Origin of the sequence: Streptomyces sp. T028 (assembly GCF_048159505.1) — a bacterium.
In the GTDB taxonomy this organism is placed as follows: Bacteria; Actinomycetota; Actinomycetes; order Streptomycetales; family Streptomycetaceae; genus Streptomyces.
Map to the genome: position 1 here is coordinate 100185 of NZ_JBLRVZ010000019.1, position 21787 is coordinate 121971.

Consider the following 21787-nt stretch of genomic DNA (forward strand, 5'->3'; position numbering starts at 1 on the left):
AGTCCGATGTCTCCATCGAACCCGGGCGATTCACAGTGTGGACACAGTCGCAGACCTGCTGCGGAGGAAGTCGCGTGCCGACCGACGGGTGATGTCGGGAGCTCCGGCGATTTGTGTCACGTCGGACATCACGGAAGGTCCTGGGGCGAAGCCGCGTCGCCGAGCACCTCCTTCAGCCCGCCGAACAGGCCGAAGAGGTCGCGCCGTGGGGCGATGTGGAGTTCGTCCAGTTGCCAGACGGCGTAGGCGACGGCAGGGTGCGCGGTCAGGGCCTCGATGTCGGCGGCTTCCGGGTCGCGCAGGCGGAAGCGGAGGCGGACGAAGCAGTGGGTCAGGCGTGTGACGTTTTCCTGGCCTCCGACGGCTCGGAGGATCGCTGCTGCGGCCTGGTCGTCGCTAGGTGCCGGCATGGGTGCCCTCCGCTGTGTCGTCCCGTGCTGTCAGTCGGCTGACGTGCAGGGCGAGATAGAGGATCTCCTCGCTGCCGACGCTCCAGGCGAACATCTCCTCCATCTTGTGCGCCAGGCGTTCGGCGGTGGCGTACTGGAGCGGTTTGGCCTGTCTGACCGCCTCGCCGATCCCGTCGCCGACTTCCGGGGTCGGCTCGCCGTCCCGGGCGCGCAGGAAGAGGTAGCGCAGGTGGCTGATGAAGCGTGCCGCCGCCAGGGAGTGCTGGTCGATCTCGACGCCGAAGTCCTCGCCTGTCGTCTCCAGCGCGACCCTCAGCCATTGCGTCATCTGCATGGTCGCCGCGATGTCGCCGGAGCCCGACCCGATCTGGGCGTTGACGAAGTGCAGGGCGAGGGGGAGTGCCTCGTCCTCGTCCATGCGGATGCCGAGCCGCCGCTCGATGACGTCCAGGGCGGCTCGGCCGGTGGCCGCCTCCGCCGGGTAGAGGCCCCATTTTTCGCCGGATCGACGGCAGTAACCTGTGGCGGCCGACCCGTTGACGTCGCGCTCTCCCTGCGGTTACGGTGCGGTTCACGGATTGTTACCGGCGTCAGCCGGGCAAGACCTGGGACGAGCTGTCACGAGGCAGCCGCGCCCCGGGTCCATCCGGACCGTCGGTGTGATGATCGAGGTCCCGGCAGCGGCCCTCCAGGCGGCGGCGATCCTCGCAGAGGTCGACTTCGTCTCCGTCGGCACCAACGACCTCGCCCAGTACACGATGGCCACCGACCGTCTCCGCGGTGAACTCACGGACCTGCTGGACCCGTGGCAGCCGGCGGTGCTCGTACTCGTCGCCGCGACCGCCCGCGCGGGGACGGCCGCGGGCAAACCTGTCGGTGTGTGCGGCGAATCGGCGTCGGATCCGCTGATGACTCTGGCGCTGACCGGCATGGGCGTCACCAGTCTCTCGATGTCCCCTCCGGCGCTGCCCGCAGTGCGTCACGCACTGCGCCGTCACAGTCTCGCCCAGTGCGAGGCGATCGCCGAAGCCGTGCTCGCCGCGCCGAGCGCGGAGGAGGCCCGCAAGGCCGCCCGTGCTCTCGCCGACGGGGAGGTGGTGGCGCGGCTCGGTCTCTGACGCTCGGCGCGGAGGGAGGCACGCGCCTTGAGGCGGTGCCTCTCAGCCGAGGCGGGCGTTCACAGCCGGCTGATGGTCTCGGGGGGCATGGTGATCGAGATGCTGCTGGACGGGCCGATAGGTCTGCTCCACGATCCCCATGGCGGCGGCAGCTGCACTCGCCACCGCCGAGCGCTCCCGCGTCGGTGCGAGGTCCACCAGCCAGGTTCCGCCGGGAAAGGCCTTCCTGGCCGTGGCGGCGGCATCCAGCGCCGGCCGCGTCACCAGCCGTGCCGAGCCGAGGAGGCGCCGCCGATGGTGCCGCCGCGTTTGCGGGCGGACTTTTGGCCTTCGGGGGTGCGGTCGCGGATGTACTCGCTCCATGCCGGAGATCGCGGTGAGCAGTGAGCCCGATGCCGGAGGGGGTGCGAGCCCTTGAGCTCCCCGGTGACGAACTTCAGGCCGACGTTGCCCGGCCTTCAGTTCTTCGGCAGGCATGGTGAGTTCGATGACGCGGCCGAGCCGTTTGTGCTTGAGCACGACAAACATGACGGCGACGCCAGAGGCCCGGCTCTCGCGGCGAGCTTCACGGCCGAGTCCAACGCGGGGCATGCGGTGGGCACGGGGGGAGATCGGGACGGCGCAGGTGGACATCGGGGAAGGGGCGGACCAGGAGTAGCGCCGCGTCGTAGTCGGACTTCTGAGCTGCGTCAGACCTTGGCCGATGCCCCGGGTACGCGGGTACGGGACGTACGAGCCTGTCGGTGAAGAACACCATGGGATGAAAGCCCTCAAGGCAGCGTAGGGGTGAGAGCCGCATATAGGGCTTGACCTGCACGAACGCCCTCTGATGCGCGTAGCCTGCGGAAGGCACCCACGCGGCCCCATGGATCAAGTGCTCACGCCCCACGGGGCGGGCACTCCACCCCATCAGCGGTCTGGCCTCCCGGCCACCAGCAGGGGCACGGTCTGACACCAGAACTCGACTGCTTCCGGCAGCCAGGGTCCTAGCCTGCCCGCGGCTACGGAACCGAGCATTCCCGGCCCCGTAGCTCCCATTACGCGGCCGGGGCAAGACGGCCCGCGCGGATGGCCGCCACGACGCCGCCGTCCACGAGCAGGTCGTTTCCGGTGATAAAGGTGGCGCCGGGTCCCAGCAGGAAGGCTGCGGCCTCGGCAATGTCGTCGGGAGTACCCAGGCGGCCGCTTCCTGACGCGGCGATCAGGGCGCGCATCATCTGGCCGTTTTCCCCGTCGAGTTCCTGCTGTCCCATGGGAGTGGCAATCACGCCGGGGCTGATGGAGTTGATTCGGGCTCCCCGCTCGCCCCAGGGTGCGCTGGCGGCCTGGACGCGCAGCCGGTTGCCGTACTTGGCCAGCCCGTAGGCGCCCTGGCCTGCGACCTCCGGGTCGGTGAAGGGCAGGTCCAGCAGATCGTCGGCGGGCGTGTGGGCGAGGGCGTGCTCCTGCTCCGCGCTCAGGGGGGCGGGCAGCATGTAGCCGGCCATGCTGGAGATCACGAGGCCTGATCCGCCAGGTGCGATGACCCGCTCGAATACTTCCAGGACCAGCGCCGTGCCGAGCAGGTCCACTTTCAGGACCGCGGCGGCGGGGGCCTGAACAGGGGAGAGTCCCGCGGTGTGCACGAGCTGGGCGACGGAGCCGAGCTGCGCAGCCATGTCCGCGAGAGCGGCGACCGAAGAGCGTGAGGAGACGTCGACCGTCTGCGTGATGATGTCGTGTCCCTGCCCGCTCAGTAGATCTGCGGCGACGGCGAGAGTCTCCTCGTTGAAGTCGGCGAGCAGCACCTTGTTGCCCGTGCCCTGGCGCCGGGCGATGGCCTGTCCCATTCCGCCCACGCCGATGACGACCACCACGTTCGCGCCCATGAGCACCTCCATATCGTTACGATACGTTTCGTAATGCGAGTGTACCTCTCGTAGGATGAGCCGCCATGGATGAGGCACGGCTGCCTGGACGGCCCCGGGATGCGAGCAGGGACGAGGCCATCCTCGGCGCAGCCCGGGAAGTCCTCCTGCGCGAGGGCTACGCCGGTCTGTCGATGGAGAAGGTCGCCGCCGCGGCCGGGGTCGGCAAGCCCACGCTCTACCGCCGCTGGTCCTCCAAAGCGGCTCTCGTCGGCGACGCCGTGCTGCACAGCTTTCTCGCTGTCGTGCCCGACATCCGCCTGCCCTGGACTGGCGTCACGGGCAGTGCCGCTCAGCAGCTGACCGACTGGTTCCGCGCCTACGCCACCTCGGTCGGCGATCCACGCCACGCAGCCATGATTCTCGCTTTGACCGCTGCGGCCGCTGAGAGCCCGCACGACGCCGAAAGCCTCTATCGTCACCACACCAGTGCGCAGCACGCCGCCGTCGTGAGCTGCCTGCGCTCGGGGGTGTCGAGCGGCGAGTTCCGCGCCGATGCCGACCTCGAAGCGGTTGCTGACGCCCTCATCGGCTCGGTCCTCTATCAGCTCCTCACCCGCACAAGCGACGTCTCACTCCAACGGACCGAGCACCTGCTCGAGATTCTGCTGGCAGGGCTGCGCACCGCTGGTCACTGACCTCGAAAGGCGCGGCTGGGCTGCTTGGCGTTGCTGTCCCCGTGGTGCTGGGAGAGGCAGACCCACGGGACCCGGAGGCGTACGGCAAACGGCACGCGCGCGGGCAGAGCGCGAGCGGAGTTCTACGAGAGGTCCGCCTCGGTCAGCGCTCCGTTTCGGACTGCACGGCAACGTCGGCCGGGGTCCGGGTGGCTGCCCAACTGGCCAGGAGCTGCAACGCGTCAGCGGCCGGCGTGCCGGATTCCGCGTTGTAGACGGTGAGGGACAGACCCGCGTCGCCGGGCAGGGCCAGCGTCTCGTGGGCCAGCTCCAGCTCGCCCACCACCGGGTGACGGAACCGCTTGGTGCCGTCGGTGTGGACGTGCACGTCGTGCGCGCCCCACATGGTGCGGAAGGCGTCACTGCGGGTGGACAGTTCACCGATCAGGTTCTGGAGCTCGCGGTCGTAGGGGCTCCTGGCGGCCTCGACCCGCAGTACCCCCACCCCGTCGCGGGCCACGCGCTCCCAGTCTCGGTAGAACGCAGGCGCCCGCGGGTCGAGGAAGACGAACCGGCATGGGTTCACGGGCTCGTGCTCGAACGCCTGGCAGTGCAGAGCGCGGGCGAGCGGGTTGGCCGCCAGGATGTCCAGTCGGTTGTTGCGCACGTAGGCGGGCTGGTCGTGCAGGCCCTCGATGATGCGCAGCACGCTGGGGCGCACGGTGGCCTTCATGGGCCGACGCCGGCCGCGGACGGGTCCCGCGTTGGCCGCACGGGCCAGGGCGAAGAGGTGATCCCGCTCGGTGTCATCGAGCCGCAGGGCCTGGGCGAGCGCGTCCAGGACACTGTCCGAGGCGCTGCGGAGGTCGCCACGCTCCAGACGCGTGTAGTAGTCCACGCTGACTCCTGCCAGCATCGCGACCTCCGCGCGGCGCAGCCCAGCCACCCGCCGCCGCCCATACACCGGCAGCCCCATCTGCTCCGGCGTGATCTTGTCGCGGCGAGACCTCAGGAATGCGCTGACCTCGGCCCGATTGTTCATGGATCCAGTGTAGAAAGACCATGCGGCGGCTGGGGGTCCCTGTCAGTACCTCTCACAAGAGGGATCCGCACATGCGGCGCGGAACCGAGGTCGGTGCCGTCGATCTTTGCACCACGTGTCTCACGGACCTAAAGGGATGTTTTCGCAGTCTCCACTCGCGGGTCGGAAGGGTCGTCCGGAGAGCTGGTGTCCTCAAGACGGCCGCGACTGGCGGCCCAGACGGCAAGGCCGACGAGTGTGATGGCCAAGGAGGCGACCATGGTCGCTGTCCAGCCGCCGAGCGCCCACAAGGGGCCGGCGGCCGCCGATCCGACCGCGCCGCAGAGGAAGTTGCTGACGACCAGTCCCGTGTTCAGTCGGCTGTGCGCGGCCCCGGGCAGGGCGAACAGCCGGGTCTGACTCAGCACGAATACATGCTGAGCGGCGATGTCGAGCACGATGACAGCGACGGTCAACGCGATGATCGAGCCCCGGGAGGCCCAGGCGGCGACCAAGGCCAGCCCCAGCACCGCGAGCGAGGCGCCGGTGGCCGGCACGGACCAGCCCCTGTCGTGCAGTGCGCCCGCGCGCCGGGCCGCGACGGCACCGGCAAGGCCCGCCAGGCCCAGCAGGCCGATCTGACTGGTCGAATAGGAGAACGGTGCGGCCGTCAACAGGTAGGTCGTCGACGTCCAGAACAACGAGAACACTGCGAAGACCGAGGCGCAGAGGATCAGTGTCGGAGGAGCCGCGCGATGGCGTGCCACGCTGGTGAAGACCGACCCCAGCAGGCGTAGGTAGGGAACGGCAGCACGGGGTTCAAGGGTCGGAATGACCGCGCGGAGTACGCCGGCCAGGGCGATCGCCACCGCGGCAGCGATCACGTATATGGCCCTCCAGCCGAGGAGATCGGCGACGAGACCGCTGATCGTGCGTGAGAGCAGGATGCCGATCAGGATTCCGGAGGCGACCGCGCCGACGACTCGCCCGCGCCGCTCGGGGTCGGCGAGCTCGCTGGCCAGCGGTACCAGCAGCTGCGCGCCGACCGTCGTCAGTCCTACGCCGCCGAGCGCCGCGAGGAGCACTGAGAACGTAGGGGCCAGGGCGGCGCCCAAGAGCATCACGGCGGACAGGGCCAGAACGAGGGGAATGAGGCGACGCCGGTCAAGGACATCACCGAGCGGCACAAGGAGGAAGATGCCGAGCGCGTATCCGACCTGCGTGGCCGTCACGAGGGTTGCGGCGCTGGAGGGCGAGACACCGAGGGACGCCGCGATGGTCTCGATGAGCGGCTGGGCCCAGTAGAGATTGCCGATGACCAGACCGGAGGCGATCGCGAAAACGGCGGTGCGCGCCGGGGGCATCCCGCCATGGGACACAGAGGTCACAACAGGTCCTTGTCTTCTGCAGGGTGGGGCTGCACCGCGAGGCGTCGAGTCTGCGGAGTTCGCGCGGTAGCGCGTCATGGGCCCGCCTTGACGCGCCAGAAGGAGCGCGAACTCGGACAGAGGCTTCCCACACCGTTGCCGGGGTTTCCGGGGCCATCCAATGGGACGCAGCCGGGACGTGGGAGTCCCTGCCGTGAGGGGTACTGGCAGAACCCCCGACATCACCGGTCTTCGCCGTACGCCGCGCGAGCTGTCGTCAGTTCAGGCCAGGGCTGATGCCACCGCTGACCGGGATGACGACGCCCGTGACCAAGGCGGCCGCGGACGCGAGCCAGCCGACCACGTCCGCCACGTCGTCCGCACTGCCGAGTTTGCCCAGGGGGACGTCCTTGACCGCTGCCTCGGTGGCATCCTCGACCGAGGTGCCCGCCTCCTCGGCCATCCTCTCCAGCTCCGCCGCCCCCCATGTCGGTGTGGATGAAGCCCGGGGCTACGGCGTTGACCCGGATGCGCTGAGGGCCGAGTTTCGGCGGCGAGGAGGCGAGTCAGGCCGACGACAGCGTGTTGGTGACGTTGACGACGGCGCCGGGGCCGCGGGCGGCGAGGTGGGGTGCGGCGAGGCGGCAGAGTCGGGCCATGCCGAGGACGTTGACCTGCCAGGACAGGTTCCAGTCGGCGTCGGTGCCGGAGAGGAGGTCGCCGACTCCCACTGTCCCCCGTCCCCAGAACGCCTCCGGAAAGCTCGACAAGGTCAGCATCCGGCGCCTGGCCGACGAGGGGAACTGACGATGCTCACGGTGCCGGCCCTGCCGCCGCTCGACGTCCCCGGCTCCCGGCGGACCACCGTGGAGTCCTGGACGCGCTTCACGGGCCGTCTGCGATTGCGCGGGCCGGACGGCACCGAGGCCGTCTCGGTGCGGAGCGCTGCGCGGCGGGCCGGCTGCGCGAGGCCTACCCGGTCGGTGCCCGGGACGTGGAACTTCTCGTCGACTCCGGCACGCCGGGGCTTCTCGGGTCCCTCCTGCACGCTGTCCGCGCGGCGGACCCCGGCTGCCGACGGGTGGTCCACGCCGTGCCGGAGGGCGACCGGACGTCCCTCGAGGCTGCGGAGGCCGCCGGCTTCGGGTACGCGGTCGACGTCGATCTCCAGGACAAGCAGCCGAGTCTGCCGGTGGCCGAACCCGACTGGGTCACCGCCACCGCCACCGGCATGCACCTGGCCCACGTGCCTGGGAGCAGACGGCGGCTTCAGTTCTCCTCGAGGAACCGCTGCGCGATCGGCAGCAGTTGGGCCCGCAGGGTGTCGTCGTCGAGACTCTCCACCAGCGGGTGTACGGCCCCCCGCTGACCGCGGCGACGAACAGCGCCGTCCGGGCCGAGCCGTCGGGCCCGGCGACGCTGCCCACCAGTAGCCGGTTCATCCGGCCCATGACCCGCCGGCACGACGTCATCTTCGGAGCGAACCTGATGATCCTGGGTTCCATCAGGACGGCCCGCATGGTCCGGCGGCGCTCGATGGCGAGGGTGACCATGGTGTTCGTCGGCCGTTCGCGGGCCGCCGCCCAGGATTCCTCCTCTCCGGCGGGGTCGATCAAGGCCTCCATGCGGACCGAGTTCGGCCTCGGCGACGGCATTCGGTAGAGCGAGGCGAGCGAAGGGGATTTGCCTGGCCGGGTTGATGCACTCGGTCGCCCTTATGATCTTCGGGTCGGCTCGCTCCTCGAAGCACACGTCACCAGCAGCGCAGAGAATGAGTCCGCACGTGATGGTGCTCCGCACGGGTTGTCCTCAGCGGTGGGTTCTGGCGCGTGGGCCGCCGTACTCGTCGTCGCTGACGTGTTCGAGCCAGTCGACCTCGTCGGTCTCCCACAGTGCGATGTGTGTCATGAAGTGGTCCGGGGCGGCACCGTGCCAGTGGTCCTCGCCCGGCGGCGTCCAGATCACGTCGCCCGGATGGGCCTGGAGGATCTCGCCGCCGCGGGACTGGATCAGGGCGATGCCCTCGACGATATAGAGGGTTTGGCCCAGGCCATGGCGGTGCCAGGCGGTCCGGGCGCCGGGTGCGAAGCGCACCGCGTTCGCTCGGGCGCGGGAGGGTTCCTCACCTCGGTAGATCACGTCCGCCCACGCGTCCCCGGTGAACCACTGGGCGGGCAACTTCATCGTCGGCTGCTTGTTCAACAATTCCATGAGTGGTGCCTTTCTTGTCGCAGGTGGCGTGGTCAGGCGGCGGCCTGCTCGTCGGCGATCTGCTTGAGCAGGGTGATCGCGGTCATCGCGTTGGGCCAGCCGGCGTAGAAGGCGAGGTGCGTGATCGCCTCGGACAGCTCCTCCACACTCAGCCCGTTCTCCAGCGCCACGCGCAGGTGGTAGCCGAGTTGCTCGCTGCGGTACAGCGCGGCGAGCACGCTCACGGTGACCAGGCTGCGATCCCGCGGGGAGAGCCCGGGCCGCTCCCAGACGTCGCCGAAGAGGACCTCGTTGGTGACCTCGACGAGTTTGGGCGCGATGCCGGCCAGCTCCTGGGGTGCGGACTGCTTCGCCATAGGACAACTCCTTCGCTCACGAACGGCGTGTAACCGGGCACTCCCGTCCCGGGACCAGGTGCCCGCCCTGGCAGCCCGAAGCTCTCGTCCGAGGTGGCCCGGCCGGGAGCCGCAGCAGCGGCCACCACCGAGGGAACCGCAGGTCCCGCGAGTGCGGAAGGTACGGCCGTTCCAGGTACTGACAGAACCCCCCTCGCCTACGCCGGCCCGCCTAGCCTGAAGGGCGTGAGTACCGAGAGCGACATCCGCGAGTTCCTCGCCTCCCGCCGCGCCAAGATCACCCCCCAGCAGGCCGGGCTGCCCGCCTACGGCGGCAACCGGCGCGTGCCCGGGCTGCGCCGCGAGGAAGTCGCGATGCTCGCCGGCGTCAGCGTCGACTATTACGTCCGCCTCGAACGCGGCCACCTCGCCGGAGCCTCCGAGGAAGTCCTCGACGCGGTCGCGGGTGCCCTGCAACTCGACGAGGCCGAACACACCCACCTCTACGACCTCGCCCGCGCCGTCGCCCGACGCCCCACCCGCCGGACCAAACGCACCCGCGGCCCGCTCCCGCACAGCGTCCTGCGCGTCCTTGACTCCATGACCGACTCCCCGGCCTTCATCCGCAACGGCCGCCTCGACATCCTCGCCGTCAACCGCCTCGGCCGCGCCCTGTACTCTCCGCTGTTCACCGAGGGCGCACCACGCCCGGTCAATATCGCCCGCTTCCAGTTCCTGGACCCGCACGGCCGGGACTTCTTCCCCGACTGGGAGCAGTCCGTGAACACGACCGTCTCCCTGTTGCGCACCGCGGCCGGACGGGCTCCCGGCGACAGAGACCTGACCGGGCTGATCGGCGAGCTCGTCACCCGCAGCGAGGAGTTCCGCAACGCGTGGGCCAAGCACAACGTGCGCCTGCACCACACTGGCCGCAAAGGCTTCCGTCACCCAGTCGTCGGCGACATCACCCTCGACTTCGACGCCATGGAACTGCCCGCACAGCCCGGCCTGACCCTGACCGCCTACAGCACCGGACCTCATACCCCGGCGCAGGACGCACTGCAGCTCTTGGCCGCCTGGGCCGCCACCGAAGACGCCTCCGCAACCGCAGACCCGGACCGTACCGGCAGCCACTGAACCGTGCCCCTCGCCGCCGGACCTCGATCACCGCAAGGAGCCACCACAATGCACACGCGTATCCTCGGTCAGGGCCTCAAGGTCTCGGCCATCGGCCTGGGCTGCATGGGCATGTCCCAGAGCTACGGCCCCAATCCCGGCAACCGGCAGGACATGATCGCCGTGCTCCGTGGCGCCGTCGACCGCGGCATCACCTTCTTCGACACCGCCGAGGTCTACGGCCCCTACGCCAACGAAGAGCTCGTGGGCGAAGCACTCGCCCCTGTGCGTGACCAGGTCGTCATCGCGACCAAGTTCGGCTGGCGCATCGAAGACGGCAAGGCCGTCGGTCTCGACAGCCGGCCGGAGCAGATCAAGCGGGTGGCGGACGCCTCGCTGCGCCGGCTGCGCACGGACACGATCGACCTCTTCTACCAGCACCGGGTCGACCCCGACGTGCCGATCGAGGACGTCGCGGGCGCCGTGGCAGAGCTGGTGCAGGCCGGCAAGGTGCGGCACTTCGGCCTGTCAGAGGCGGGTGCCGCGACGATCCGCCGTGCGCACGCCGTCCATCCCGTGACGGCGGTACAAAGCGAGTACTCTCTGTGGACCCGCGACCCCGAACCCGAAGTCCTGCCCACGCTCGCCGAACTCGGCATCGGATTCGTACCGTTCAGCCCGCTCGGCAAGGGCTTCCTCACCGGCACCGTCGACACCACGACCGCGTTCACCGACGACGACATCCGCACCACCATCCCACGGTTCGACCAGAACAACCTCGCCGCCAACCAGGCACTGATCGACCACGTAGCCGCCCTTGCGCGCGCGAAGAACGCCACACCCGGACAGGTGGCCCTGGCCTGGCTGCTCGCCCAGCACCCGTCGATCGTGCCGATCCCCGGCACACGCCGCATCGCACGGGTGGAGGAGAACGCCGCCGCCACGCAGCTCGCCCTGTCCGCGGACGAGCAGGCGGACCTGGACGCGCTGGCGGCCCGCGTCGGCGTCCGCGGCGACCGCTACAACGAGGTCCACATGAGTCTGGTCGACAAGTAAACGGACCGCGCCCCAACAGTGCGGCCGTGGCCGGCCTGGAGGTACCGGCCACCGGCGCACCAGCGCCATCAATCAACTCCCGATCGGCCAACTGCGGGCCGACAAAATGGCCAACTACAACGCCTTCTTCACGAAGTACTGGGGGCTCGGGGCGGCATTCCTGGTGCCGAGGGGCTATGAAGCGCAGGCTGTCGACCGAACTGACAATGCGGCTTCTTCACAGAATGACTGAAATAACACGGCATCCGCCAGGAGCCGGGAGGGCGGCCGGGTCTCCGGCAGCTCCCAGGGCGGCGACGGAAACTCCGCGGACTCCCCGGCCCTCGACGACGGCCGCGAAACCCCGCCGCCCTTCCAGCAGCTCCGCCGCCCGGGAGCCCTTCTCGCAGGAGCGGATGAAGTCGCTCTACGGCAGCAAGGCGTCGTACGTGAAACGGGTCGTCCGGGAGGCGAACCGGTTGGAGCGCCAGGGCTGGCTGCTGCCCGGTGCGACGCACGGGTGAGTGAGGTCGCCGTCGCCCTCGGCTCGCCCCAGCCGGGGTTGCGGTGGTAGCGCGGGAAGGCGCCGCTCGGGGGACGACGTCGGCGCCGGTGAGGCTGACCAGGCCGTCGCACACATTATCGGGCGTGACCCCTGAGGCCGCGGGGGACTTCCTTGAATGCGGGAGTGGTACTGCGGTACCAAGGGGGACCAGCCTCAGGTCCGGGTCAGGTCCGGGTCAGGACGAGCCCAGACGGTCCAGGTGGCCAGGTTCTGGCTCGGGTGCTGGGCGGTGAAGGCGTCGAACGGGACACCCGCGTCCCCGGCGGGGGACGTCCAGCGGATCCATCGCCCGTCCACGGTGTGCTTCGATCCGCTCCGGAGAGGGGCTGAGTGGCCGTGGTGACCAGCTTCTCGCCCACCGGTGCGCCGATGGCGGTTTCCCAGCCGTCGCTGCCGGCGAGGTGGTCCAGCAGTTCCTGCAGCACTGGGAAGGGGCGGTGCCGGTCGCGGTGAGGACCCATATGCAGTCGGATACGGGCGCCTCGCAGGCGGCCAGGGTCCACGCTGTTTCGTGGGCGTGGGTTTCGTGGACGCGCTCGATACGCAGGGTCTGGGATTCGTGGATGGCGTGGGGTGTCTTGTCCGACCAGGTCCGCCATTTCTCCCATCCGCCGTGTGTATCGAGGAGGGAGTCGTGGTCGACGGCATCTGCCAGGTAGGCCGGAACGATCTCCGGCTGTGGGTGTACCGGTTCGGGCTTGGCCGCAGTGAGGGCGGGTGGGGTGTGGGCTTCGGCGGCTGCGCGTTCAGTGTCGGTCAGGGGCGCCGGGCCAGTGCGCATGTCGGCGTCGTGGATCTTCTGGAAGGTCAGCAGGGCCCCAGCGGGTGAGCCGAAAATTCGGCGACCTGGCTTTTGTTATCGATGTCGCATCGAGGATTGTCCGGACATGGAACCTCCGGCCGACTGTCGGGCAGGACAGGGCTCGGCCGGCGGCTGTTCGGGTGGGCTCGGTGCTGCGCGCGTCTCACCCGATGAGATCGAGGGCGGCCCGCACGACGCTGTCGGTGTCGATGTGGTGGTACCGGTACACGTCGTCGAGTGCCCCGGACTGACCGAACCGGCTGACGCCGAGGGTGGTCACCGGCACGTTGTTCACCGTGCCCAGGAAGGCCAGTGTGTGCGGATGCCCGTCGACGAGGGTGACCAGGGGGGTGGCGCGCTCCGCAGGGAGAACCTGGTCGAGGATCCAGCTGGGTGCGTCCTCCTGTCCCCGCCGGGCCCGCAGGGCCCGGAAGAGCAGGTCGGGGCTGGTGACGCAGAGGACATCGGCCGGGTGTCCGAGGGAGGCGAGCCGGTCGGCGGCGGCCAGGGCCTCGGGCACCAGGGCGCCCATCACGGCGATGGTGACCGCCGGGGTATGGGCGCGGCGTAGCGGATAGGCGCCGGCTACGGTCTGGCGACGGCGGCGTTCGCGCGCGGCCGGATCGGTCGGTACGGCCGCCAGGCTCTGGTCCACCGGCCTCGTCGACAGCCGCAGGTACGCCGAACTGCCGTCGGGCTTGCCGAGGTTGGACAGCGACTCCAGGAGGCACCACTCCGTGTCGATCCCGAACGCGGGCTCGTACGAGACGCATCCGGGTTGCTCGATGCCCAACGACGGTGTGGTGATCGACTGGTGGGCGCCGCCCTCAGCGGCCAGGGTGACGCCGGAGGGGGTACCGACCAGGATGGACTGGCCGCCGGCGTAGATACCGTACGACCAGGGCTCCAGGGCACGGTTGACGAAGGGGTCGTAGACCACGCCGATGGGCAGCAGCGGTTGCTCCCAGCGGCTCCAGGTGGCGCCCAGTTCGCCGAGCAGCCCGACCAGGTTCGTCTCGGCGATGCCGAGTTCGAGGTGCTGGCCGGAGGGCTTCTCCCGCCAGTGCAGGATTGTCTCGGCGTCGTCGGCGAACCAGTTGGTGCGCTCGGTCGGTGACCAGACGCCGACCTTGTTCAGCCAGCCGCCCAGGTTGGTGGACGAGCTGACGTCCGGGCTCACGGTGACGATCCGGCCTGCCACCTCCGGTGCCTTGCGGGTCAGGTCCAGCAGGACGCGGCCGAGGGCCTGTTGGGTGTTTCCGACACCGCCGGGAGCCGCCCGGTCGAGGTCGGCGGGCACCGCTGGGGGAGTCAGCGCTTCTTGGCGCGGCCTGCGCAGCCGCTCGGCCGTCGCCGCGCACAGCGTCGCCTCCGGCGAGCCGTCGGCGAAGACCGACCAGGGAGCTTCGAGGTCCTCTCCCAGGCGGGCGGCGAACTCGGCCATCTGTTCGCCTGTCAGGAGGGAGGAGTGGTTCTGCGGATGGCCCTCGGTCGGCAGCCCGTGCCCCTTGACCGTGTACGCGAAGATCACGGTCGGCCGGGAGTCGTCGATGTCGTCGTAGGCCGTCAACAGCGCGCCGAGGTCGTGACCGCCGAGGTTGCGGACCGCGCGGTGCAGGGTGTCGTCGTCCAACTGGGTGATCAGCTCGGCCACGGCCGCCGACGAGGTGCCCGTGCCGGGCAACCGGTCCCGCAGCTGCTGCGGGGTGCAGCGCAGCAGCCGCTGGTATTCGGGGTTCTCCATGGTGTCCAGACGCAGGCGCAGTTCGGCGCCGCCGGGGCGGGCGAACAGTTCCTCCAGGAGCTGCCCGTACTTGAGGGTCAGGACCTGCCAGCCGGCGGCGGCGAACATGCCGCGCAGTCGCTCCGCCGCCGTTCCGGGGACCACCCGGTCCAGTGACTGGCGGTTGAGGTCGACGACCCAGACGATCTCGCCGAGGCCGGCCACCATGGGATCCTGCACGGCCTCCCAGATCGCGCCCTCGTCCAGTTCCGCGTCCCCGAGCAGCGAATACTGGCGGCCGCTGTCCGCGCCGCCGAATCGGCCGTCGACGTAGCGGCGGGCGATGGCTCCCCACAGAGGCGCGGTCGCGCCGATGCCCACGGATCCGGTGGAGTAGTCGACCGGATCGGGGTCCTTGGAACGGCTGGGGTAGCTCTGCAGGCCACCGAAGGACCGCAGTTGGGTGAGGAACTCCGGTGCGAGGTCGCCCAGCAGGTAGTTGATGGCGTGCAGGACGGGAGACGCGTGCGGCTTGACCGACACCCGGTCGTGCCGGGTGAGTTCATGGAACCACAGGGCGGTCATGATGGAGGTCATCGAAGCGCTCGACGCCTGGTGGCCACCGACCTTCAGCCCTGAGGGATTGGGCCGCACCCGGTTCGCGTGGTCGATGATCGCGGTGGCGAGCCACAACACGCGTTTCTCGACGATGCCGAGCGTGCGCAGCAGCTCCTTCCGGGAGCCGTCCCGGATGTCGGGGGTCGCCGAATCGACAGTGGTGACCATGAATTGCCTTTCTCCTCCCCGGATCGCGCGGAACGCGTCCGGGGTCACTGGTGTTGGCCGATGGCCTCCGGCCATGGGGTGCCCGCCGTAACCAGGCGCCGGGCCTTGGTGAACTGCCGTGGGTGGCCGCCGAATCCGACGGCACCCACGACCTTGTTGCCGTCGCCGAGAAGCGCGACGTAGGTCTCGTCCTCGGGGCTTCCGCTGAGGAAGTAGAGGTCCTCGGCGTGTGCCGTGCCGGCGAGCTGGAAGCGCTGCCCGAACTGGTCGGACCAGACGTACGGCACTCCGGCGTACGGCTCCGCGGACTGCGGGTCGATCAGGTTCAGGGCCGCTCGTCGTCCGTGCTCACGGGCGTTGGTCCAGTGTTCGACCCGGATCGTCCGGCCGTCCGGGCCGGTCCAGCGGGCCGCGTCGCCGACGGCGTAGACCCCGGGCGCGCTGGTCAGCAGCGTCGCGTCGGTGACGATCCCGTCGTCGAGGGCGAGCCCCGACCCCGTCAGCCACCCCGTGGCCGGCCGGGCGCCGACGCCGACCACGACGAGATCGGCGTCGAGGACGGTGCCGTCGGTGAGTTCGACCTTGTCGACCCGCCCCGACCCGACGAGCCGCGCCACTCCGACGCCGCACAACACACGTACTCCGCTGTCGCGGTGCAGGCGGACCACGGGCGCCGCCAGTGCCGCGGGCACCGCCCGCTGGAGTGGGGACGGCGCGGCTTCGACGACGGTGACGTCGAGACCGTGGTGGCGGGCGGCGGCGGCGATCTCCAGGCCGATGAAACCGGCCCCCACGATCGCTACGGACGGACTGCCGCTGTTCATGGCCTGATTGATGCGCCGGGCCTCGTCGAGACTGCGCAGGGTGTGGACTCCCTCGAGGTCGAACCAGCCGCGGGGGCGGACGGCCTCGGAGCCGGTGGCGATGATCAGCCCGTCGTAGGCCAGACGCGAAGGGCCGACGTGGACTTTGCGCTCCGTGAGGTCCAGGGCCTGCGCCGGTGTCCCGAGTCGCAGGTCCACCTGGAGATCCTCGTACTCCTCGTCCACCAGGAGGCGGACGTCGTCCTCGTCCATCTCCCCGGTGAGAAGTTCCTTCGACAACGGCGTGGGGTTGTACGGAAGTTCGGGGTCGGCGCCCACGAGGGTCAGTCGGCCGTCGTAACCGGAGGCCCGCAGGGTCTGCAGGGCCTGTACCCCGGCGACGCTGCCGCCGACCACGACGATGTTGCTCGGCATGTCGCTCCTGTCCTCAATCCGTGTCGGACTCGGCGCGCTTGGCGGCCGGTTCCCCCACGAACTCGCCGTCGAAGAGGTGGTCCATGAGTTCGGCTTCCACGAGTGGCATGTCTCAGCCCCTTCCGCCGAGCAGGCGCTCGGCGAACTCGTCGTCGAGCACGTGCTCCATGTCGGCGGGATCCACGTCCGTGCGACCGGTGATGTCACGGCCTTCGCCGTAGGCGAAGGCATAGCCCTGGGAGCGGCCGTGCAGCAGCTCCCACCAGTTCCCGTCCACGTCCCTGAAGTAGAAGGAGTAGGCGCCGTGCTGCTCCATGACGGGGTTGATGCGCTGGATCCCGTACTCGTCCTTGACCGAGTGCAGCGCCTCGTGGGCCGCGTCGACCGCTGCGCGGGAGGCGACGTCGATTCCGTTGTGGTCGAGCATCGACATCCTGCTCTGCTCACCGGTCTCGACCACGACGTAGGTGTGGTCGCTGCCCTTGCGCAGCAGTATCGAGACCGGGCTCAGCTGGATGACGTCGAAGCCGAGTACCTCCTCGTAGAACCGGCGTGAGACCTGCAGGTCGACCGACCCGAGCGTGCCGTGGGAGATCATGGTGATGTCGAGGAGAGGCTTGTCGGTCCGGTGACTTCTGGTGATCTGTGGCATGGTCGAACTCCGTTGTCCGGGTGATGCCTTGGCGGCAGTGGGTCGGGGTCAGCGGCGGGGGGCGACAGTCAGTTCCAGACCGTCGAGATCAGGCTGGTACTCGATCTGGCAGCTCAGACGGGAGAATTTCTGACGATTGCTCATCTCGGCGAGCATTTCCTCCTCGTACTCGTCCGGGGCTTCGAGGCGGTCGGCCCACTCGGGAGCGACGTACACGTGACAGGTCCCGCAGGCCGCGTTTCCGTTGCAGAGCCCGACGACTCCCGCTTTGAGGGGGCGGAGCTGCCACATGAGTGCCTGCCCCTTCTTGGCGTCGAATTCATGTCGTGCCCCGTCCTGGCCATTCACGATGATCACGGCTGGTTCCCGCTTTCTTTCACAGATGTGGAGACGGCTCGAAAAAGTGTGCGCAAGAGGCCTGTCATGGTCGCTCGACGACCGGCATGGTGAGCTCGCCGACGCCCTCGACGGTGAGGACCACCTGGTCTCCGGGGGAGATGGGTCCCACACCCTCGGGTGTTCCGGTGGCGATGATGTCCCCGGGCTCCAGCGTCATGGCCTCGGAGTAGAGCTCGATCAGGCGCGGGATGTCATAGATCAGATGACGGGTCGTGGATTTCTGCCGTTCCTGTCCGTTGACGCTCAGCCGGAACGCGATGTCGGCGGGATCGGGGATCTCGTCGGCGGTCACGATGGCGGGACCGATCGGGGTGAAGGTGTCGAAGCTCTTGCGGTAGGACCGGTCCTCCTCGCCGCGGATGGTGATGTCGAGCAGCGGCACGTAGCCGAAGACATGGTCGAGTGCCCGCTCGCGCGGAACCCGGGAGGCACGGCGCCCGATCACGACGCCGACCTCGGCCTCGTGGTCGACGCGCCGGTCCGGGAAGGGGATCTCGATGGCTCCGTCAGGGCCCGTGATCGACGAACTCGCCTTCACGAAGCCGGCGTACGACGCGATCGTCTTGATGTCGGCGTCGGCGTACACACCGCCGTCGCCGCCCATCTCGGCCTGGTGGCGCAGGTAGTTCACCGGCGCGGCGAGGAGGGTGCGGGGCCTGGGCTGCGGGGCGCGGACCGTGACGTCAAAGAGGGCCGGGCCGGACGGCGATCGCACGGCTCCTCGCACCTGAGAGGCGAGTCGATCCCAGTGCGTGATCAGCGCCGTCATGCGGTCGCGCGGGGCGATGTCAGCGCTGACGAGGTCGGTGATGTCGGCCAGTCGGCCGTCGTCGGCCTGTGCGCCGAGGCGGTAGTCGTCGAACGTGTACAGCCGCATCAGTGGATCTCCTCGTCGACGGCGCTCTCCCGTGACAGGCCGAGCGCGTCCAGGACGGGCGCGTCGGAGAAGGAGAAGAGAAGGGCGTCCCCGTTGGTCGGATTGGCGTGCCGGTGCGGTACCCAGCAGGGGACGGCGAAGGTGTCGCCCCGGGTCCACTCGAAGCGCTGTCCGCCGATGGTCGACCACCCCGATCCGGCGGCCACGTGATACACGACGCTGTGGGTGTGCCGGTGTGCCGCGGTGCGTACGCCCGGGCGCAGCAGCTGTATGGCCGCCGAGATGGTGGGCATGACCGGGCCGGAGGTCTCCGGGTGGAGGTATTCGATCAGGATGTCGTCGTACGGATCGCCCGGCTCGTCGCGGCGGGCTTCGAGTGCGGCCCGCATCTCCGCGAAGGGAAACGCGTGGGTTCTGGCCGGGCCGGCCGGAGAGGCGGCGGGCCGCCTCGCCTCGGCAGGGGGGAACTCGGCGAAGACGGTGTGCAGCGCGTGCGAGAGCGGAAGATCCAGCCCGTCCAGCCACAGCATGGGCGCGCCGCCGGTGTGGCCGTGACTGTGCCAGGACCAGTTCGGGGTCAGGATGAGGTCACCGGGGCGCATGTCGTATCGCTCGTCGTTCACCGTCGTGTAGCCGCCTTCGCCCTCGATGACGAAGCGCAGGGCGGCCGGGGTGTGCCGGTGGGCGGGGGCCACCTCACCGGGCAGGACGAGCTGGATCGCGGCCCACAGGGTGTCGGTCGCCCTGGCCACCTCGTGGGTGGCCGTGCCGGGGTTCTTGAGAGCCAGAACCCGTCGTTCGGCTTCCTCGGCGGTGATCAGGTCGCCCGCCTCCATGATCAGCGGGCGTACCTCGTCGTAGCGCCACAGGTGGGGCACCATCGCGGTGACCGGCTCGAGGGGGAGGGCGCCCCGCATCCGCCACAGCGGCTCGTAGTGCAACGGGCCGAGACGGTCGTAGAAGCCGGCCGGGTCGTGTGTCAGGCTGGTGGTGGTCATGCGTTGACTCCCACGTCCAGCGGGAGGCTGTTCAGGCCCCGGAAGCGGACGTTCTCGTTGAAGGCCGGCGCTCCCGCTCGGGCGAGGGCCGGGAAACGGCGGGCCAGCTTGGGGAACACGATCTTCGCTTCCAGCCGGGCCAGTTGGTTGCCCAGGCAGGCGTGCACCCCGAGGCCGAACGAGACGTGCGCGTTCGACGTGCGCCTCAGGTCGAGCCGAGCCGGGTCGTCGAAGGCCCGCTCGTCGCGGTTGGCCGACGCCTGGCAGAGGATGACCTCCGTGCCGGCGGCCAGCGGACCGCTCGCGAGCTCCAGGTCCTTCGTCGTACGACGCCCCTGGAGCTGCAAGGGCGTCACGTAGCGGACCAGTTCCTCGACGGCGCCCGGCAGTTGCTCTTCCGTGAACTCCGGCAGCCGGGCGTACTCGTCGGGGTGATTCAGCAGGTGGTGCGTACCGACCGCGATGAGGTTGGTGGTGGTCTCGTGGCCGCCGTTGAACACGAGCAGGCACATCTGCACCACCTCCTCCTCGGACATCCTCCGGTCCTCGGCCTCGGCCGCGACCAGAGCTTCGATCACGCTCTCCGGTTCGCCGTCGACACCACGGCGCCGGACCCGGCGGACGTGTTCGAGGATGTAGTCGGAGAACTCGGCGGCCGCGGCGTTGCCGTCGTCGATGACCTCCTGGCTCACCCGCGGGTTGAGCGGGAAGAGCACCCGCAGCCCGAGCGAGCGCAGCAGGCCGCCGTCCTCGGGCGGGAAACCCACGATGCGGGTGATCAGGGAGATGGGGATCCGCCGGGCGAAGTCGGCGACGAAGTCCAGTTCGCCGCGGTCGGCGGCCTCGTCCAGCAGCCGGTCCGTCAGGTCGTTGATGAACGGGCGGAACCGCTCCACCTGGTCGGGGTCGAAGAACGGATTGACGATCATCCGAAGCCGGTCGTGGTCCGGCGGGTCGCGGAAGAGCATTCCGGTCGTGTGGTGACGCAGGAGCGGGCCCTCGCCGAACTTGCGGAGGAACATCTCACTCTTGTCGACGGACGCCGACAGGTCCCGCCAGACGCGGCGGACGTCGTGGTAGCGGGTCAGCAGCACCGTGCCGTCGGAATTGCTGTGGATCGGGTCGTGGTCACGCAGCAGCCTCAGCCAGCGCTGGGGATCGTCGAAGTACCCCTCGGGAACATCGAACAGGTCGAAGGAGCGAGCCTCGGCCGTCGTCTCCAGCGTCCCGCCTGTGGCGACATCAGGTGTACCCATGTCTCTCCTCCGTGCGTCTTGCCGGGTGCCAGTGCCCGAAGTCTGCGACGGAGAGGACATCGCGGATAAGCGGGAAGACCTGCATGTGCGTGGGGGAGAACCCGCAGCCTTGCCCGCGTGCGGTCAGTCGAGGGGCGCGCGCACCAGTCCGCGGCCGATCGCCAGGGCGACGAGGTGGGCCCGATTGCGGGCCCCGATCTTGCGGATCACCGTCGCGACGTGGCGTTCGATGGTCTTGGGCGCAAGATAGAGCTCCGCCGCGATCTCGGAGTTGGTGCGGCCCTCGGCGATCAGCTTCAGCACGTCCCACTCCCGGGAGTTCAGCGCGGAAGCACCCTGTGGCACGGCGTGGGCCGTCCATGTCCGTCGTTCCGGCGAATCCCCGCGCACCAGTCGCGTGATCGCCCCGAGAAGCTCGGCGCGCTCCAGATCCTGCGGGAGCACTCCGGCAGCGCCCGCCTTCAGGAGTTCGCCGTCCAGTGCCTTCCCCATACGGCTGGTCAGGCCCACCACGATCGAGTCCGGTGACACCTGGTGCACCTCACGGGTGGCCACGGGGGCGGTCTCGTCCTCCGCGTCGAGAAACACGATGTCGGGGCGCAGCCAGCCGATCGAGCGCCGGGCCTCGGAGATCGTCGCGGCGTTCCCCACCACCCGCAATTCGTGCTGGGCGTCGAGGAAGTGCCTCAGTCCGGCACCTCTCACCCCGTGGGGATCGAGTACGTACACCCGCAGCGACGGCGACGGCTCGCTGTCCGGCACGGCAGCCGGCCAGCGTTCGTCCTCCAGGTCGCGGCGCACGGGCTGGACCCGGGGCAGCTCCAGCACCAGGGTGGTACCCCGTTAGCGTTCTTTGAACCGGGCGACCTGTCGGGGGTTGATCGCGTAGACCTGGTAGCCGGAGGCGATCAGGGAGCGGTCCTGCACCCAGGAACCGCGGTCGGTCTCGATCCCCACCACCACCTCGGCCGGATCCAGGTCCTCACCACCGTGCCGGGCGACGAGCTCGTGCAGCTTCGCGATGCCCGCTGCGCCTTCGGGCAGCTGCATCGCGGCCAGCTGTCGGCCGGTCTCGTCCTGAAGCTCGGCATCGTGGTGGTCCTCGGCCCAGTCGTCACCGATCAGCAGCAAATCATCCTCCCGGTCAGGCAGTTCGCTTCCCATGGAGCCTGCGGAAGGCACGGACGCGGCCTAATGGATCCAGTGCTCACGCCCCATGGAGCGGGCACGCCACCCCATCAGCGGTCTGGCCTCCCGGCCGACCAGCAGGGGCACGGTCTGACAGCAGAACTCGAAAGTTCCGGCGAGGAAGGTGCTCACCTGCTGGTGGCTACGGCACCGAGTCTCAACGACC

At 69.5% G+C, this 21787-nt stretch carries 28 protein-coding genes and 1 pseudogene; 8 read left to right on the forward strand and 21 right to left on the reverse strand.

Features of this window, described 5'->3' with window-relative positions:
• Positions 1 to 128: 128 nt before the first annotated feature.
• Together ACLZN2_RS18945 and ACLZN2_RS18950 are read right to left on the reverse strand one after the other, a co-directional pair.
• Positions 129 to 410: a PTS transporter subunit EIIB gene (locus ACLZN2_RS18945; RefSeq protein WP_416979657.1), complete on the reverse strand. Its 282-nt coding sequence runs from the start codon at positions 408 to 410 to the stop codon at positions 129 to 131.
• On the reverse strand, positions 397 to 828 hold the full coding sequence (locus ACLZN2_RS18950) for a PRD domain-containing protein (protein WP_416979658.1): 432 nt from the start codon (positions 826 to 828) through the stop codon (positions 397 to 399). Before ACLZN2_RS18950 ends, ACLZN2_RS18945 begins: the two co-directional genes overlap by 14 nt.
• 244 nt (positions 829 to 1072) lie before the next feature.
• On the opposite strand from ACLZN2_RS18950, the gene ACLZN2_RS18955 reads away from it, so the two are divergent.
• A complete protein-coding gene (locus ACLZN2_RS18955) occupies positions 1073 to 1528 on the forward strand; it encodes a putative PEP-binding protein (RefSeq protein ID WP_416979659.1) in 456 nt (151 codons plus the stop codon).
• Between the two features lie 42 nt (positions 1529 to 1570).
• Here the strand turns inward: ACLZN2_RS18955 and ACLZN2_RS18960 are convergent, their stop codons facing one another.
• Together ACLZN2_RS18960 and ACLZN2_RS18965 are read right to left on the reverse strand one after the other, a co-directional pair.
• A complete protein-coding gene (locus ACLZN2_RS18960) occupies positions 1571 to 2056 on the reverse strand; it encodes a hypothetical protein (RefSeq protein WP_416979660.1) in 486 nt (161 codons plus the stop codon).
• A gap of 509 nt (positions 2057 to 2565) precedes the next feature.
• A complete protein-coding gene (locus ACLZN2_RS18965; protein WP_416979914.1) occupies positions 2566 to 3396 on the reverse strand; it encodes an SDR family oxidoreductase in 831 nt (276 codons plus the stop codon).
• A gap of 65 nt (positions 3397 to 3461) precedes the next feature.
• Between ACLZN2_RS18965 and ACLZN2_RS18970 the strand changes: the two genes are divergently transcribed.
• Complete coding sequence (locus ACLZN2_RS18970; RefSeq protein WP_416979661.1) at positions 3462 to 4073, forward strand: TetR/AcrR family transcriptional regulator; 612 nt, start codon at positions 3462 to 3464, stop codon at positions 4071 to 4073.
• A gap of 142 nt (positions 4074 to 4215) precedes the next feature.
• On the opposite strand, the gene ACLZN2_RS18975 is transcribed toward ACLZN2_RS18970, so the two are convergent.
• The 4 genes from ACLZN2_RS18975 to ACLZN2_RS18990 all read right to left on the reverse strand — a co-directional run bounded on the left by ACLZN2_RS18975 (position 4216) and on the right by ACLZN2_RS18990 (position 7171).
• Positions 4216 to 5094, reverse strand: a complete 879-nt coding sequence (locus tag ACLZN2_RS18975; RefSeq protein ID WP_416979662.1) for a helix-turn-helix transcriptional regulator — start codon at positions 5092 to 5094, stop codon at positions 4216 to 4218.
• 128 nt (positions 5095 to 5222) lie between these two features.
• Entirely contained in the window at positions 5223 to 6437 is a 1215-nt protein-coding gene (locus tag ACLZN2_RS18980) for an MFS transporter (RefSeq protein WP_416979663.1), read from the reverse strand.
• A gap of 280 nt (positions 6438 to 6717) precedes the next feature.
• Positions 6718 to 6903 (reverse strand): SDR family oxidoreductase, encoded by a 186-nt coding sequence (locus ACLZN2_RS18985; protein WP_416979664.1) that lies wholly within the window; start codon positions 6901 to 6903, stop codon positions 6718 to 6720.
• 103 nt (positions 6904 to 7006) lie between these two features.
• Positions 7007 to 7171: a hypothetical protein gene (locus ACLZN2_RS18990; protein ID WP_416979665.1), complete on the reverse strand. Its 165-nt coding sequence runs from the start codon at positions 7169 to 7171 to the stop codon at positions 7007 to 7009.
• Between the two features lie 263 nt (positions 7172 to 7434).
• On the opposite strand from ACLZN2_RS18990, the gene ACLZN2_RS18995 reads away from it, so the two are divergent.
• Both ACLZN2_RS18995 and ACLZN2_RS19000 read left to right on the forward strand, forming a co-directional pair.
• A complete protein-coding gene (locus tag ACLZN2_RS18995; protein ID WP_416979666.1) occupies positions 7435 to 7809 on the forward strand; it encodes a hypothetical protein in 375 nt (124 codons plus the stop codon).
• Positions 7810 to 7889: 80 nt separating this feature from the next.
• Positions 7890 to 8102, forward strand: coding sequence for a hypothetical protein (locus ACLZN2_RS19000; RefSeq protein WP_416979667.1), 213 nt, complete (start codon positions 7890 to 7892; stop codon positions 8100 to 8102).
• A gap of 147 nt (positions 8103 to 8249) precedes the next feature.
• Here the strand turns inward: ACLZN2_RS19000 and ACLZN2_RS19005 are convergent, their stop codons facing one another.
• Both ACLZN2_RS19005 and ACLZN2_RS19010 read right to left on the reverse strand, forming a co-directional pair.
• On the reverse strand, positions 8250 to 8651 hold the full coding sequence (locus tag ACLZN2_RS19005; RefSeq protein ID WP_416979668.1) for a cupin domain-containing protein: 402 nt from the start codon (positions 8649 to 8651) through the stop codon (positions 8250 to 8252).
• Between the two features lie 32 nt (positions 8652 to 8683).
• Entirely contained in the window at positions 8684 to 9007 is a 324-nt protein-coding gene (locus tag ACLZN2_RS19010) for a carboxymuconolactone decarboxylase family protein (protein ID WP_416979669.1), read from the reverse strand.
• A 225-nt stretch (positions 9008 to 9232) separates the two neighbouring features.
• Between ACLZN2_RS19010 and ACLZN2_RS19015 the strand changes: the two genes are divergently transcribed.
• The 3 genes from ACLZN2_RS19015 to ACLZN2_RS19025 all read left to right on the forward strand — a co-directional run bounded on the left by ACLZN2_RS19015 (position 9233) and on the right by ACLZN2_RS19025 (position 11661).
• A complete protein-coding gene (locus ACLZN2_RS19015; RefSeq protein WP_416979670.1) occupies positions 9233 to 10123 on the forward strand; it encodes a helix-turn-helix domain-containing protein in 891 nt (296 codons plus the stop codon).
• 48 nt (positions 10124 to 10171) lie between these two features.
• Positions 10172 to 11158, forward strand: a complete 987-nt coding sequence (locus tag ACLZN2_RS19020) for an aldo/keto reductase (RefSeq protein WP_416979671.1) — start codon at positions 10172 to 10174, stop codon at positions 11156 to 11158.
• 395 nt (positions 11159 to 11553) lie between these two features.
• Positions 11554 to 11661, forward strand: coding sequence for a hypothetical protein (locus tag ACLZN2_RS19025; RefSeq protein WP_416979672.1), 108 nt, complete (start codon positions 11554 to 11556; stop codon positions 11659 to 11661).
• A gap of 194 nt (positions 11662 to 11855) precedes the next feature.
• Here ACLZN2_RS19025 and ACLZN2_RS19030 read toward each other — a convergent pair whose 3' ends face one another.
• A complete protein-coding gene (locus tag ACLZN2_RS19030; protein WP_416979673.1) occupies positions 11856 to 11999 on the reverse strand; it encodes a hypothetical protein in 144 nt (47 codons plus the stop codon).
• Positions 12000 to 12336: 337 nt separating this feature from the next.
• On the opposite strand from ACLZN2_RS19030, the gene ACLZN2_RS19035 reads away from it, so the two are divergent.
• Positions 12337 to 12531 (forward strand): hypothetical protein, encoded by a 195-nt coding sequence (locus ACLZN2_RS19035; protein WP_416979674.1) that lies wholly within the window; start codon positions 12337 to 12339, stop codon positions 12529 to 12531.
• 136 nt (positions 12532 to 12667) lie between these two features.
• Here the strand turns inward: ACLZN2_RS19035 and ACLZN2_RS19040 are convergent, their stop codons facing one another.
• From ACLZN2_RS19040 to ACLZN2_RS19085, 10 genes and pseudogenes are all read right to left on the reverse strand, one after another.
• Positions 12668 to 15013 (reverse strand): transketolase-like TK C-terminal-containing protein, encoded by a 2346-nt coding sequence (locus ACLZN2_RS19040; RefSeq protein ID WP_416979675.1) that lies wholly within the window; start codon positions 15011 to 15013, stop codon positions 12668 to 12670.
• Between the two features lie 44 nt (positions 15014 to 15057).
• Positions 15058 to 16251 carry an NAD(P)/FAD-dependent oxidoreductase gene (locus ACLZN2_RS19045; protein ID WP_416979676.1) on the reverse strand — a complete coding sequence of 398 codons (1194 nt, stop codon included), beginning with the start codon at positions 16249 to 16251 and terminating at the stop codon, positions 15058 to 15060.
• Between the two features lie 112 nt (positions 16252 to 16363).
• Complete coding sequence (locus tag ACLZN2_RS19050; RefSeq protein WP_416979677.1) at positions 16364 to 16903, reverse strand: VOC family protein; 540 nt, start codon at positions 16901 to 16903, stop codon at positions 16364 to 16366.
• A 48-nt stretch (positions 16904 to 16951) separates the two neighbouring features.
• Positions 16952 to 17260, reverse strand: a complete 309-nt coding sequence (locus tag ACLZN2_RS19055; RefSeq protein ID WP_416979678.1) for a 2Fe-2S iron-sulfur cluster-binding protein — start codon at positions 17258 to 17260, stop codon at positions 16952 to 16954.
• Between the two features lie 64 nt (positions 17261 to 17324).
• Entirely contained in the window at positions 17325 to 18179 is an 855-nt protein-coding gene (locus tag ACLZN2_RS19060) for a fumarylacetoacetate hydrolase family protein (RefSeq protein ID WP_416979679.1), read from the reverse strand.
• Positions 18179 to 19177 carry a cupin domain-containing protein gene (locus ACLZN2_RS19065; RefSeq protein ID WP_416979680.1) on the reverse strand — a complete coding sequence of 333 codons (999 nt, stop codon included), beginning with the start codon at positions 19175 to 19177 and terminating at the stop codon, positions 18179 to 18181. Before ACLZN2_RS19065 ends, ACLZN2_RS19060 begins: the two co-directional genes overlap by 1 nt.
• On the reverse strand, positions 19174 to 20433 hold the full coding sequence (locus ACLZN2_RS19070; protein ID WP_416979681.1) for a cytochrome P450: 1260 nt from the start codon (positions 20431 to 20433) through the stop codon (positions 19174 to 19176). Before ACLZN2_RS19070 ends, ACLZN2_RS19065 begins: the two co-directional genes overlap by 4 nt.
• Positions 20434 to 20556: 123 nt before the next feature.
• Positions 20557 to 21261: a response regulator transcription factor gene (locus ACLZN2_RS19075; RefSeq protein ID WP_416979682.1), complete on the reverse strand. Its 705-nt coding sequence runs from the start codon at positions 21259 to 21261 to the stop codon at positions 20557 to 20559.
• 18 nt (positions 21262 to 21279) lie between these two features.
• Positions 21280 to 21564: pseudogene (locus tag ACLZN2_RS19080) on the reverse strand (IS110 family transposase); the annotation flags it as partial.
• 60 nt (positions 21565 to 21624) lie between these two features.
• Positions 21625 to 21753, reverse strand: a complete 129-nt coding sequence (locus tag ACLZN2_RS19085; RefSeq protein ID WP_416979683.1) for a hypothetical protein — start codon at positions 21751 to 21753, stop codon at positions 21625 to 21627.
• Positions 21754 to 21787 lie beyond the last annotated feature (34 nt).